At 42.3% G+C, this 13,475-nt stretch carries 12 protein-coding genes; 6 read left to right on the top strand and 6 right to left on the bottom strand.

The features are described 5' to 3' along the window. Positions 1–6: 6 nt before the first annotated feature. The 3 genes from LKE40_08185 to LKE40_08175 all read right to left on the bottom strand — a co-directional run bounded on the left by LKE40_08185 (position 7) and on the right by LKE40_08175 (position 3,129). Positions 7–846 (bottom strand): carbohydrate ABC transporter permease, encoded by an 840-nt coding sequence (locus LKE40_08185; protein ID MCH3917427.1) that lies wholly within the window; start codon positions 844–846, stop codon positions 7–9. Further along, on the bottom strand, positions 847–1,752 hold the full coding sequence (locus LKE40_08180; GenBank protein ID MCH3917426.1) for a sugar ABC transporter permease: 906 nt from the start codon (positions 1,750–1,752) through the stop codon (positions 847–849). A 69-nt stretch (positions 1,753–1,821) separates the two neighbouring features. Then, complete coding sequence (locus tag LKE40_08175) at positions 1,822–3,129, bottom strand: extracellular solute-binding protein (GenBank protein ID MCH3917425.1); 1,308 nt, start codon at positions 3,127–3,129, stop codon at positions 1,822–1,824. A 261-nt stretch (positions 3,130–3,390) separates the two neighbouring features. On the opposite strand from LKE40_08175, the gene LKE40_08170 reads away from it, so the two are divergent. The 6 genes from LKE40_08170 (at position 3,391) to LKE40_08145 (ending at position 8,610) form a co-directional block, all read left to right on the top strand. Further along, positions 3,391–3,693 (top strand): metalloregulator ArsR/SmtB family transcription factor, encoded by a 303-nt coding sequence (locus tag LKE40_08170; protein ID MCH3917424.1) that lies wholly within the window; start codon positions 3,391–3,393, stop codon positions 3,691–3,693. A gap of 53 nt (positions 3,694–3,746) precedes the next feature. Continuing rightward, positions 3,747–4,022 carry a thioredoxin family protein gene (locus LKE40_08165; GenBank protein MCH3917423.1) on the top strand — a complete coding sequence of 92 codons (276 nt, stop codon included), beginning with the start codon at positions 3,747–3,749 and terminating at the stop codon, positions 4,020–4,022. A gap of 197 nt (positions 4,023–4,219) precedes the next feature. Further along, the gene (locus LKE40_08160) at positions 4,220–5,191 is read left to right on the top strand and encodes a permease (GenBank protein ID MCH3917422.1); all 972 of its coding nucleotides are present in this window, start codon (positions 4,220–4,222) and stop codon (positions 5,189–5,191) included. A gap of 159 nt (positions 5,192–5,350) precedes the next feature. Next, positions 5,351–6,409 carry a GGDEF domain-containing protein gene (locus tag LKE40_08155; GenBank protein MCH3917421.1) on the top strand — a complete coding sequence of 353 codons (1,059 nt, stop codon included), beginning with the start codon at positions 5,351–5,353 and terminating at the stop codon, positions 6,407–6,409. A 136-nt stretch (positions 6,410–6,545) separates the two neighbouring features. Continuing rightward, a complete protein-coding gene (locus tag LKE40_08150; protein MCH3917420.1) occupies positions 6,546–7,532 on the top strand; it encodes an Abi family protein in 987 nt (328 codons plus the stop codon). Positions 7,533–7,794: 262 nt separating this feature from the next. Further along, positions 7,795–8,610, top strand: a complete 816-nt coding sequence (locus LKE40_08145; GenBank protein MCH3917419.1) for a histidinol-phosphatase — start codon at positions 7,795–7,797, stop codon at positions 8,608–8,610. Between the two features lie 86 nt (positions 8,611–8,696). Here LKE40_08145 and LKE40_08140 read toward each other — a convergent pair whose 3' ends face one another. The 3 genes from LKE40_08140 to LKE40_08130 form a co-directional block, all read right to left on the bottom strand. After that, positions 8,697–10,292 carry an ATPase gene (locus tag LKE40_08140; protein ID MCH3917418.1) on the bottom strand — a complete coding sequence of 532 codons (1,596 nt, stop codon included), beginning with the start codon at positions 10,290–10,292 and terminating at the stop codon, positions 8,697–8,699. Positions 10,293–10,452: 160 nt separating this feature from the next. After that, positions 10,453–11,697 (bottom strand): MFS transporter, encoded by a 1,245-nt coding sequence (locus LKE40_08135; GenBank protein ID MCH3917417.1) that lies wholly within the window; start codon positions 11,695–11,697, stop codon positions 10,453–10,455. Between the two features lie 185 nt (positions 11,698–11,882). Then, a complete protein-coding gene (locus LKE40_08130; GenBank protein ID MCH3917416.1) occupies positions 11,883–13,403 on the bottom strand; it encodes an FGGY-family carbohydrate kinase in 1,521 nt (506 codons plus the stop codon). Positions 13,404–13,475 lie beyond the last annotated feature (72 nt).

The raw sequence follows: 13,475 nt of genomic DNA, 5'->3' as shown, positions 1-13,475 counted from the left end.
CATGCATCATCCCTTTATTGCTCCTGCTGTAATTCCCTTGACCAACTTATCTTGGAAAAAAATGAAGAGAATGATCATCGGCAGTATAGTCAGCGTAAGGACTGTCATGATCATGGGAATATCCATGGAATACTGTCCTTGGAACTCCCATACTGCCAAAGGCAGCGTCCTGTTTTCCTTTGACTGGGTCAGCGTATAGGCAAAAGCGAATTCGTTCCACACATTGACACCATTGTAGATTGCCAGTGTGGAGAGCCCTGGGGTCGAAAGAGGTAGGATTATCCGGAAGAAAATCCCGTATTTGCTGCAGCCGTCTATTTCTGCAGATTCTTCGATTTCCTTCGGTATGCAGCACATGAAGCTGGTCAGTATGAATACGGAGATAGGAACGCCGAAAGCTACATAAGGGCCGATCAATGACCAGATGGTGTCATATATACCTGTTGCATTGGCCATCTTGAAGATTGGAATCAGGGTAATATGGATCGGTATGGACATGCAGGCTATGATCAACGCATAAATCTGACCTGACAACTTGAATTTGAATCGTGAAAGAGGATAGGAAGCGCAGGCTGTGATGAAAAGCAGGATGACCAAGGTCAATGCAAGGACGATGACGCTGTTGAAGAAATATCTGAAGAAACCTCCGGACAATACAGTGACATAATTTGAAAAATCCAGACTTTCCGGCATGGAAAAGACACCGTTTACAAGCATCTCGAATTTGCCTTTGAAAGAATTGAGTACCATATAGATGAAAGGCATAAGGGACAGAATGAAATAGAAAATGGCCAGAATTATTGCAATGGCCCAATATAAATGGCTTTTTTTGCTTGATGTTGTCATTTATACATCCTCCTGGTAGTGTCGTAGGATTTTGAATGTAAGTACTGCAAGTACGGAGATTAAGATGAACATGCCGCCTGCTACGGTCGAACCATAGCCCATCTCAAAGGTCTTGAAAGTCAGTTTATACATATAGGTTGCCATCAGTTCGGAAGCAGTTCCTGGACCTCCGCCTGTCATGACATACACGAGGTCGAAGTACTTGAGTGAACCTACTATGGACATGATTGCTCCTGTAGACAGGGCTGGTTTGAGCAATGGCAAGGCAATTCTCCAGAAATACTGACCTCTGGTGGCACCATCTATCAATGAGGCTTCGAATATTTCTACAGGAATATTGGTGAAAGCGGCCATGATGTAGACCATATAAAACGGAGTAAACTGCCAGCAAATGATTGCAATGACTGTATAGAGTACAGTCTTTGGATTGCCTAGCAGATCGATGTTCGGACCTCCCAGCAGATTCGATATGCTGCTGATCAATCCTCCGTTGGTAGCCAGTACATAGGTAAACAGGAACCCGATGGCCACAGAGGACATCAGCATCGGGATAAACCAGACTACCTTGAACAAAGTCGTTTTTTTCCCTCCGAACTCAACGAATGTAGCAAGGGCGGTGCCCAACGGGATTTGTATGAGTATGGAAAGGATCATGATCTTGATGTTGTTGAGGAAGGCAACCCAGAAATGATTGTCTGTCAGCAGTTCTATCCAGTTTGCAAAACCAATTGACTGTTTTGAAGCAGATATACCGTTCCATTTGTATCCGCTGATCTTGAATGTGTCGATTATCGGGTAGAAGATAAAGATAATCAGGACCAGCATGACAGGGAGAAGGAAAACGAAAGCTGCTTGGTTTGCTGACTTGTCTTGCCATCGGCGCAATGATTCTGCGTGATGTTTCATGGCTTTCTCCTTTTGAAAAAAACAGCTGCCGTTTGATGGGACAGCAGCTGTTGTATGCTTCAGTTCATATCATTTTGAAGCTAGATATTCCTTCATCGAAGCTTCAAACTTGGCTGCAGCTTCCTGTGGTGTCATCGTCAGGCCAAAGAGTTCCTGACAGGTGTTGAGATGTGTCTGGGCAACTGCAGGAGGCAGATATTGGTCATACCAGAGCTGTACGGAAGATGCTTTGCTTGCAGCAGCAAGAATACTCTTCGTGACAGGATCGGTCAGGTACTGTGAAACATCCTTTACCGGTGGAATCTTTCCGTTTTCTACCATCAGCTTGATGGAATCTTCATCTGCATAATGAGAAATGCAGTCGAATGCTGCCTTCAGCTTGTCGCCTGTGCAGTTGAAGGAAATGAACTGGTCGCCGATAGTACCGATCTGGATTGAAGCATCGGCAGAAGAACCTTCGAGGGCAGGGAAGGCAAACCAACCTATTTTCTTATAGAATTCCTTGCTGTCGGTCTGGAAGTTTCCTGTGTACCATGAACCATTGCAGGTCATGGCTGCTTTGTTCTGATACATCAGCTGTCTTGCTTGTCCGTCATCTTCATTAAGGGAGTTGACGCCTTCAGGGAAATAGCCTTTCTTGACCCATTCCTGGATTTTCTGTCCTGCATAGATAAAACATTCATCTTCAAAGGTGCCTGTTCCTGCTACTGCCTTACGGAAGGGCTCAAGTCCGCCTTTTCGTGCAGCAAGGTTCATGAAATACATGGAACCTGTCCATTTTGTCTTGTTTGCCAATGCGAATGGAATGATGCCATGTGCAACCAGCACATCACAGTCCTTTTCCAATTCACCGATGGTTTTTGGTACCTGGAGATTATATTTTGCAAAGATTTCCTTGTTATAGAAAATACCGGAAAGAGCTACGTTGAGTACTGGAATGGCATAGATATGTCCATTATAGGATGCTTGTGCCAAAGCTGCCGGCATCAACTTGTCAGGGAGGTCGCTGTTTTTGACCAAATCATCAAGAGGCTGTGCAAAGCCGGATTCAATGTATTCGTTCATTGGTCCACCAGACCATGAGGTATACATGTCAGGACATTGGCCGGAGCTCATGGCAATGATGATTTTCTCTTTATAAGAATCATTTTGGGTAGGTACTTCCTTGACGGTATAGTCTGTATCTGTCCTTTTGTTGTACTTGTCAACAGTGTAGTCCATGATCATCTTGTCTGGATTCTCCGTTGCTATGTTCCAGAAGGTGATTTCCTGCTTTGTCTTTGTACTTGCAGCAGTGGTTTCTCCTTGGCCATTTGCAAAAGTAACGCCTGTTGCAATTGCCAATACTGCAATACCCATAACCAACTGTTTTTTCATGTTGTGCTCCTTTTGTCTTGTATTGATTATCATCAATACGTCTTTATTCTAGAAGGCTTCTTAGCTGCCTGATATTGAATAATCATCCTAGTTTCTTTAAAAATCTTTCCTTATTTCTTTGCTTGAACAATATTTTTTGATTTCTTGACAGAAAAAATAATAAAATCCAATGAGTTTTATTTTCTGAATCTATTGACGAAGTTTGGCAATATTACTAGGATGAATATGTCAAATCAAAATATATTGATATGAGGTGTCAGCGTGTATTCGGATGAGGAAATTGCTGCAGTATTCAAGGCTTTGTCTGATAAGAGAAGGATTCATATACTTAAGCTCTTGCAGAAGGGAGAAACCTGTGTCTGCCGGTTGCAGCAGTATTGTGATCTTGGACAATCAGGCTTGTCCTATCATCTGAAGGTCCTGAGTGATGCCGGTCTGGTCTGTTGCCGGCAGGATGGCAAATGGAGTCATTACAGTTTGTCTGAAAAAGGAAGGGATTGTGCTGTCGATATGCTGATGCAATTGCTGGTGACGAAGGAAGATCAGTCAGTGCAGAAGTGCTGAAGGAAAATTTTTTATTTTTATATATCAAAAATTTTTGATATGAGGAGTGTAACATGAATATTTCTGAAGAAAAGGCCACTGAAAACGGAGAAAAAAAGGGGCTTGTCCAAGTTCTGGGATCTGGCTGCCCCAAATGCCAGAAGATGGAAAGCAATGCCAAGGTAGCCTTGGAAGGTACTGGTTATGAAGTAGGTCATCTGACCGATATCGGAAAGATCATGCAGATGGGAGTGATGAGTACACCTGCCCTTGCAATAGATGGAAAAGTCGTGTCATCAGGGAAAGTCCTTTCCCCTGCAGAAATCAAAAAGTTGGTATTACAGAAGTAGTTTTATCGGGTATCGGGCTATTGACTGGATGTTTCCCCCTCCAGTGTAGCTTGATACCCATCGAACTTTGTTTAAATTTTTATATGATTGATAAATATTATGGAAACTGCTGTTTTGCGGTGAGGGTGGTTTCCGTTGGAATCAATCAGTATCAAATCTGATCCTTTGTCTTGGATCAATACTAAGTAGGAGCTTATATGTTCACTTGGCTTGACAGTCTTGTCAGGTTGCTGGTTGAAAATGTCTTCGGCATTTCCATGACAACCCGGCTTGGCAGCAGCATACATTTCTTTTTTTATGATTCAATCAAGATAATAATCCTTTTGTCTCTGATGGTATTTCTGATTTCATATCTGAGAAGTTACTTTCCTCCGGAACGTACCAAGAAGATATTGGAACGTTTCGGAGGCATAGGAGGCAATGTCGTAGCTTCATTGCTTGGTATCGTGACACCTTTCTGTTCCTGTTCTTCTGTTCCTATTTTCATAGGATTTGTTGAAGCAGGCATACCTTTAGGGGTAACGTTCTCATTCCTGATTACTTCCCCGATTGTCAACGAAGCAGCTTTTGCAATCCTACTTGCATCCTTTGGTTGGCGGATTGCTACCGTATATGTCGTTACAGGAGTTATTGTCGGTATTTGCGGTGGCTTGCTCATAGGTGCGCTGCATATGGAAAAAGAAGTGGAATCCTATGTCTATGAAATCCAAGCCGGAAAAACTCAGATTCCGGAACGGAGCCAAAAGGAAAGGCTGGGTTTTGCTTGGACAAACCTCAAGGATATCGTAGGGCGTGTCTGGCTTTTCCTGCTTATCGGCATAGGTTTGGGAGCTTTGATTCATGGTTGGGCTCCGGCTTCATTGCTTTCTCATTATGCGGGACCGGGTAATCCTTTTGCTGTGCTTGTTGCTGTCGTCTGCGGAGTACCGTTGTATTCCAATGCCTTGGGAACGATTCCGATTGCAGAGGCTTTGATTTCAAAAGGCGTAGGCATAGGTACGGCCCTTGCATTCATGATGGCGACGACAGCTCTGTCCCTGCCTGAGATGATCATACTTCGGAAAGTCATCAAAGTCCGGCTTATCGGAGCTTTCCTAGTCATTACAACCATAGGTATCATCATTGTCGGGTATGTCTTCAATGCAGTTGCTCCGTGGCTTCTTGGGTGAAATGTTATGGTTTAAAGGTAACCATATGCCTGTCTTACAGGATTGATATCCTGTAAGGCTGAGTATTTTTGACTGTTTTCATAAAATCCATTTGCTTGCTATATGATTTTCTGGTATAGCTGCTGATTATGTGATATGGTAGGCAAGGAAGTATGAGAAATGGTAGGGAAAAGATTCCTGGGCAGATTGAATGAGAAGCTGATGGACGATACATACAGGAGGGAAATGCAGATTGTCCTGTTTCCTCTTCTGTTTGGATTGATATCACTGTTCATGAGTTTCTTCAATGTGTATGTCCATCAGTATGCTTTGATGAGAGAAACTTTTTTCTTTGGTATCTGCTGTTTGTCTATTGCTTTTTTTGCTGCCAAGTTTCCTTCTCATCGTGCATTGCATGAGTTCCTGTTTGCAATTGCCGTATATTTGCTTTTGACTAGCTTTATCATTACAGGAGGAGTAGAAGGATATTCTCCAGTCTGGATTATCTTGCTTCCTTGCTGTGGTTTATATGCACTTGGTACAAAGAATGGAACGATTCTCTGTGGAATAGAATTCATCACATTGCTTTTCCTGTTTTGTACGTCATTTGGCAGATCCCTGTTGAAATGTGAATATACCGATGCTTTTCTCCATCGTTTTCCTCTGACGTATGCATGTACTTATTTTGTAGGACTGCTGATTGAAACAGTCCGAGCAAAGACAAATGAAGCATTGGTTACCAGCCGGACCATGTATGCACACCTAAGCCGCACCGATGAATTGACAGGGCTACATAACCGCATGGGATTGCAGGCAAAACTCAATGAATTGTTTGCAGCTGATGCGATAGATTTCTCTATTGCCTTTGTTATCATGGATTTGGATGATTTCAAGTCTGTCAATGATTCCCATGGTCACATTGATGGTGATGCCCTCTTGGTGCACCATGCACAGATTCTCAGTGAACTGGTTCCTGCAGACGGGTATCTTGCTCGATGGGGTGGGGAAGAATTTGTCATTCTGCTTTGCCGGCCAGAAGGAAAACTGCAGGTGAAGGCTCTTATTGATAGTATTCAGAAACGGTTCAAGGAGATATACAGAGGGTTGTCTGTCAGTGCGAGTTTCGGTGTCAGTTTTCTGAAACCTGGGATGACTCAGGAAGATTTGACCCGACAGGCTGATGCTGCGCTTTATGAAGCCAAGGCTGCCGGCAAGGCCTGCTGCAGGTTTGCTGAATAATCATGACTTTTTATTTTTTATGTATTCCCAAAACAGAAGATATTACTTAATGTTATTTATTGAGATATATACATTTTTTAAGTTTTGGTTTTGTATTCTAACTATAGATTTGGATGTCTGAGGAGGAAAAAACTACGTGTCAGGATCACGACGAAAAACTAAACTGACATTTTCACAGCAAGTGAACTATATGGAGGAAAACGAAGGCATTGATATTTCACCTCATAGTGAAGAAGATGTTAAAAACTACTTAACAAAGTCAGTTAATTTCTTTAACCTTAAATCATATGCCAAACTATTTGAAAAAAATCTTACAGGAAAGGATATTGGTAAATATAGAAATCTTTGTATAGATCAATTGGTTGAGTTGTCAAAAATTGATTGGTACCTTCGGCGCTTACTTTTGAACATTACCATTTCAATAGAACATTTTTCTAAAATAAATCTCTTGAATCAATGTACGGAAGACTCCAAAGATGATGGTTATCAGATTGTTGCTGATTTTTTAGAAGCAAATCCTAAAATTAAAGAAAAAAATAAAAAAAACGCAAGTGAACGTCGAGATTATTGCTGTGACCTAAAACTTAAATATAGTGAAGATATGCCTGTTTGGGTACTTATGGAATTGCTTACGTTTGGTGAGTATGTAAACTTCCTTTCATTCTATGAGCGACAACATCATCGAAAAAATGCTAATGTTATTTGGACACAAAATTGTTTTTGGTCAGTGCGTATTATTCGTAATGCTTGTGCGCATAATAATTGTCTTCTTCCTTCTTTGTTTAAAGAACCAAATAGAAATGTTGAGAACGGGGATAAAAATCAAAATAAACAGCTTTTTTCAAAATTAAGTAATTTGTATTTGACTGATGGTGAAAAAAATTTACTTAATAGATCCCTTTTACTTCGTGATTTGGCAATGATTATCTTAGGAATGGATTCTGTTATTATGAGCAAGAAAGTAAAGAATCATGAGTTTTATTATTTGATGTTTTTCTTGGATAATCGGTGTATAAAACATAAGGAACTATTTACAAAACAAGAGAATATCTGTAAGGCATACCAATTGTTTAAAAAAATACTAGCTTTTTATTATGAGAAAGCATCTATTTCTATTTTTTAAATTTCTATTGACAACTAAAGCTTGTGACAATATTATTAGATTGATGATCAAAGAATAGCTAGCGTTATTCTTTTAGGGAGAGCTCCTCGTAGCTCTCCTGATTTTTTTTATGGCTTCTTATTGCTCTGACAAAGAAAAGTCTGCTTTGATTCCAAAGATAAGCAAGGACTGTCATGAGGGAATTTTCGGAGGATATGGTCCTCTTGTGCAGTTCTCTGTATAGTAGTCCTGTACACTGAACCAGAATGAGGAGGACCTTCAGATGATCAGCCGGAGCAACCTGCATACACATAGTCTATACTGTGATGGCAAGAATAGCCTTGAGGAAATGATTGGACAAGCCTTGTCACTTTCATTCCGTTCCATAGGATTCTCAGGACACGCCTATACAGGGCTCAAGAATGATACGTGTGGTATGTCACTTGGAGCCACGAAGCAATATTTTTCAGAACTTTCGACATTGAAGGAAAAATACAAAGATAGAATTTCTGTTTTTTCCGGACTTGAAATCGATGCAGTATACCCGGTCCTCTATCCCCAGGCAGACTATCACATCGGTTCTATCCATTTCTTACCGACGATATCAGGCATGGTTACTATCGATGATACCCCTAAACTGCTGAAAGAAGGCATAGACATGCTCGGGGGACCGCTTCAGCTTGCCCGGGCTTACTATGATACATTTGTGGATTTTGCCAAGCGAACAGATTTTGACATAGTCGGTCATTTCGATCTGATTACAAAGTTTGATGAACAGGGAATACCTCTCTTCGACCATGAGGATAGGAAATATCAGGACATAGCTCTTGCTGCAATGGAAGCAATCGGAGATTGCGGGAAGATCTTTGAAGTGAATACAGGGGCTATCTCCAGAGGTTATAGGACGCAGCCATATCCAGATGCCTTTTTGCTTCGGCGTATCAAGGAACTTGGTTTTCCCATTTGCCTTTCTTCTGATGCTCACCGTAAGGAAGACCTTGTCTTTGGATTTGAAAAAGCGGAAATGCTTCTTAGGAGCATAGGTTTTACGACTTTGACCGAACTTACTGATTCAGGATTTGTCCAGATTCAATTCTGAAGATATGTTTGCAGGAAAGAAAAGGCTGCAGTTACCACTCATCATGGTTTTGCAGCCTTTTTGCAATAGAGAACCAATCGATTTTACTAGACTATGTGTTCTCCGGCCATTCTTTCGATAGGCAAGGCTTTCCTGAAATTGGTCATGAAAGCATTGAATCCTTCGATGTCCTTTTTGTCTGGTTCAAGTGTTGAAGCCTTGCTGTCCTGGAATACCTGTTTGTTCAAGAAGTCTTCCAGTTTCTGATTGCTTCCGTTTACAAGATAGGATGCAAGAAGGGCAATACCCCAGGCACCGCCTTCCCCAGCTGTTTCCAGAATGGAAATCGGGGTATGCAGAGCTGCTGCCATTATTTTCTGACCGACTTCCTTTGTCTTGAAGAATCCTCCATGCCCATTGATGGCATCGACCTGTACCTGTTCATTTTCAAATAGGATATCCATACCAGTTCGCAATGCGGCAAGAGAAGTAAACAACTGTGCTCTCATGAAATTCGGAAGACTGAAATGGCATGAAGAGGTGCGGACAAACAACGGTCTTCCGCTTTTTACTCCTACCATGGTTTCTCCCGAAAGATAATTGAAGGGTATCAGGCCTCCGCAGTCATTGTCACCTTCCAATGCCTTGCCTAGGAGGATATCATAGAGCTCTCCTTTCTTGATCGGTCTGCCAGTGGCTTCAAGCACTTCGTTGAAAAGCCCTATCCATTTGTCATATTCGCCTGTGCAGTTGTTTGCATGTGCCATGGCAACAGGGGAACCGTCAGGAGTCGTTACAAGGTCGATCAGGTTATGATAGCTCTTTGAAAGTGGTCTTTCCAAGACTACCATAGCAAATACTGAAGTACCTGCGGAAACATTGCCTGTTTTCGGTGCCACGCTGTTGGTTGCCACCATACCTGTCCCCGCATCGCCTTCAGGAGGGCAGAACGGGATGCCGGTTGCTAGTTCCATGGAAGGATCGAGCAGTTTTGCTCCTTCCTTACTTAAGGTTCCGGCATCTTCACCTGCAAGCAATACCTTGGGAAGAATACTTCTCAGATTCCAACCATACTGCTTATCTTTGATGAGTGCTTCGAATTTATCGATGAATTGCTGATCGTAATCCCTTGTCTTGTCATTGATAGGAAACATGCCGGATGCATCACCGATTCCAAGTACTTTCTTACCTGTAAGCAGCCAGTGCACATACCCTGCAAGGGTACAGATATAGTCAAGGGATTTGAGATGAGGCTGGTCCTTCATGACTGAATAATAGAGATGGGAGATACTCCATCGCTCGGGAACAGGATAATCAAACAACTGAGCTAGGACATTTGAAGCTTCATGGGTGAATGTATTTCTCCATGTCCTGAAAGGAGTGAGCAACTTGCCATTTTTGTCAAAAGCAAGGTATCCATGCATCATGGCGCTGATACCCATTGCCTTTAACTTTGTCAGTTTTACTTCATATTTGTCCATGACGTCCTGTTTCAGGTTACCATAGCAAGTCTGAAGGCCCTGCCTTATTTCTTCCAAGGAGTATGTCCATACTCCATCGATAAGGGAGTTTTCCCAATCAAAGCTTCCTTGGGCAATCGGTTCGTTTTTTGTATCTATGAGAATGGCTTTGATTCGCGTAGAACCAAATTCAATGCCAAGTACCGTCTTGCCTTCCGTGAGTTCTTTCTGTATACGATCCATTAGTGATAGACAACGAAGCATCTGTGATGGCGTTGCCCTTCCTCCTTCATTATCGAGTTACAATAAGTATAAGCCGAAAAAAAGCTTACAACAAGCAGAATGAATGGTATTATTTTCCGTTCAATTTGGAGAATTTTCCTATTTGCCGCTTTGTTGACAGTTAAAGGCCTTTCCTAGTCTTGGGTATGGTAGCAGCAACAATACTGTTTATCAAACCAAGAAGAGCAGAAAGTGAGAACAACAGCTCTATACCGGCTTTTTCCCAGATCAGGCCACCGCATAGGGCAATGATGATACTGATGAGATGATTGACGGAAATTCCTGAGGAAATGGTCTGGCTGACTTCCTTTTGGTTGTCTGCAAGGTCTTTGATATAGACCAAGCTTGCCATGCTGCACAGTGAAAGAATGGAATCGAATACGTAGTTGCTACAGACAACATAAAAAGCTATGTGTTCAGGGAATAGCCGATGTGCAAAGCCGTAAAAGAAGCATACGATGATAAGAATGAGGGTATCGGCAATCATGACTGTCCTATATCCGATTCGATCGATGATTCGTCCAATGATAGGGCTGAATATGATGGACATGCCGGCAGTGATGGCAAAAAGCATGGACATAACGGAAGCGCTTGCACCATATTGAAGTACGAGGACATAAGGTGCAAAAGTCAGGAAAACTTGTTTTCGTGCTCCGTAGAAAACAGAAAGTACATAATATTTTCCGAATTTTTTATTAAAGTAAATCTTGGCAATGGGTGCATTTGATTGTTTTTCCTTTATTTCTGGGATCTTAGTCGAAAGGAAAAATGCAATGATGGTTATGCAAAGTGCGAACAGATAGATCAGCTTATAACTTCTGGCGTCACTTCTCCCCAGCGAAAATCGAGCAAAGATAAGATAGAAGACCGGAATCAAGAGGAAACCTGTAATTCGTCCCAATGAACGGAACCCTGTCATGATTCCCAGTGATTTGCCGCTTTTGCCGGGTTTCGCCATTTCAATGGAAAGACTTTGTCTCACTTGCATGACGATATGTTCTCCCAGGCTGTTGATGACCAGGAAAACAACGATGATCCATTTGCTGCTACGTGCAAAAGCTAAGCCGCTTAGTCCTATCATTGCAATGCCCAATGCAATCTGGTAATTCTTTTTATCTGAGTTTCGGTACATGGCAGCCAAAATGAAAATAAGGAACAAACCGGGCAATTCCCTGCAGAATTCGATGACGCCACGTTCAAATTCCATGACATTTGCTATCTCAGCCAGGTAGTTGTCCATGATGCCTTTTGTGAGGCCGAACGTCAGTCCATAGCATAATGTGGTTATGAGAAAAGGCCAAGGAGAATATCCTTCCTGAAAGGTTGATATAATATTTTTTTTGCCGAAGTTGGACAGAAAGGACATGTGGACTCCTGATGATGACAGATATAGTTGAGATATTCTAAAGCAAGAAAAATAGTTATGTCCACACCTTGTCATAGTTACAGACTTATTACTTTCTCTAATTTCAATTTTCTGGGAGAATTGCTGGTATACTCGGTCTTTTTGACTCAGAAAATATCACCCCATAGCTGTGTTATGATTTTTCTCTATTCTGGAAAGTCTTCCTTGAATCTGTAGATTTCATCAAAAAGCTGTTTGTTGCCGAAATATGCCTGTTCAAATAGCTTTGATAATTCAGCATAGAGTTTTGTGTGGTTTTCTATCGGTTCGTAATGTCTGCTGATCGGATTCATTGTCCGTATCTGTGTAAAAGATTCGTAAAGCCCGCAACCGACTCCTGCCAACAGGGCAGCTCCCATGCTGGTCGATTCTTCAAGGTATTGCAGTGCATCGATCGGTTTCCCTATGACATCACACAGGATTTGGATCAAGGAAGTATTCCTGGCACCTCCTCCGATGATGGTTGCTCTTTTGAAATCCAGGATTTTCTCATATTCCTTGTATGAGTAGTTCAGGTTCATGGCAATGCCTTCCAGTATTGCCCTTGCCATATCTTCTCTTTTTGTTTGCAAGGACAAGCCTATGAAACAACCCTTTGCTTTTTCGTTCCACCAAGGAGTCCTTTCTCCGAGAAGGTAAGGAAGGAAAAGCAAACCGCCAGCTCCTGGGACAGTGGAAGTCAGGATCTTCTTATTGAGCTGTTCATAGGCATCTGTATTGTCCGATCCTTCCAGGATATCATCAATATACCAACGGTAACTGTTGCCTGCTGTCTGCATGGTACCACACAGCTGGTAAAGTCCCGTAATCGGATGAGCCCAGGTAAAAGTCTTCATTGATGGCTCGGAAATAGGTTTTGTCGCAGTTGCCGAGGTCCATGCAGAGGAGCCTATATAGCTGTAGACTTCTCCTGGGTTGATTGATCCTCCCCCTAAAGTTGCACATCCTCCGTCACCGGCACCTGCTATTACAGGAGTTCCTTCCATGAGGCCGGTTGTTTCAGCTGCTTCTTTTGTAACTGCCCCAATGATATCACTCGAATGTGCTACACGAGGAAATTTGTCTTTGTCTATGCCTGATGCCTTGATAATTTCATCAGACCATGTAAATTTTTGCAGATCGAATGCATTTGTCCCTGAGGCGTCGTTGCCTTCGGTAACGAAATTTCCGGTGAGCTTAAAAAGTATGTAGTCCTTTGCTTGCAGGACATAACGTGTACTGGCATAGATTTCAGGAGCATGTTCTCTGATCCACATCAGTTTTTCAAGGGTGTAGGTAGCGCTTGCCCGATGTCCTGTGATGCGATAGATATACGGCAGTGACAGCTTGCGTATCAGTATATCTGCCTGGTCTGTAGCTCTTTGGTCACAATAGATCAATGACGGATGAAGGGGATGTCCTTGTTTGTCCACACATAGACAACCTTGCATCTGCCCGCTGAAGGAAACTGCAGCAATTCCCGACGGATTATGGCCTTCCAGTAGTTTCTTTGTTGTCCTGCAGACTGAATTCCACCAGTCCTCTGCCTGCTGTTCTGCCCAATTCTGATGAAGAAACACTAGCTTGTAATGATCTGTTACTGAATCAGTAAGCCTGCCTTTGTCATCAAATAAGGTTGCTTTGTTTCCCGAAGTGCCGAGATCATGGGCAAGGACGTAGGTTGACATAGTTGTTATCTCCTCGATGTTGATCCATCATATTTCTTTTTGTTTTCATGGCTTTGGAAAGTTTTATAGGAC

The sequence above is a fragment of the Spirochaetia bacterium genome (assembly GCA_022482625.1).
GTDB lineage: Bacteria > Spirochaetota > Spirochaetia > Sphaerochaetales > Sphaerochaetaceae > Pleomorphochaeta.
This window is presented reverse-complemented; position numbering and strand designations above follow the sequence as displayed.

Coding starts and splice junctions, on each gene's coding strand:
- LKE40_08140 (MCH3917418.1), bottom strand. CDS start 10,292: ATGGATCGTATACAGAAAGAACTCACGGAAGGCAAGACGGTACTTGGC.
- LKE40_08160 (MCH3917422.1), top strand. CDS start 4,220: ATGTTCACTTGGCTTGACAGTCTTGTCAGGTTGCTGGTTGAAAATGTC.
- LKE40_08175 (MCH3917425.1), bottom strand. CDS start 3,129: ATGAAAAAACAGTTGGTTATGGGTATTGCAGTATTGGCAATTGCAACA.
- LKE40_08130 (MCH3917416.1), bottom strand. CDS start 13,403: ATGTCAACCTACGTCCTTGCCCATGATCTCGGCACTTCGGGAAACAAA.
- LKE40_08145 (MCH3917419.1), top strand. CDS start 7,795: ATGATCAGCCGGAGCAACCTGCATACACATAGTCTATACTGTGATGGC.
- LKE40_08185 (MCH3917427.1), bottom strand. CDS start 846: ATGACAACATCAAGCAAAAAAAGCCATTTATATTGGGCCATTGCAATA.
- LKE40_08180 (MCH3917426.1), bottom strand. CDS start 1,752: ATGAAACATCACGCAGAATCATTGCGCCGATGGCAAGACAAGTCAGCA.
- LKE40_08155 (MCH3917421.1), top strand. CDS start 5,351: ATGGTAGGGAAAAGATTCCTGGGCAGATTGAATGAGAAGCTGATGGAC.
- LKE40_08135 (MCH3917417.1), bottom strand. CDS start 11,697: ATGTCCTTTCTGTCCAACTTCGGCAAAAAAAATATTATATCAACCTTT.
- LKE40_08165 (MCH3917423.1), top strand. CDS start 3,747: ATGAATATTTCTGAAGAAAAGGCCACTGAAAACGGAGAAAAAAAGGGG.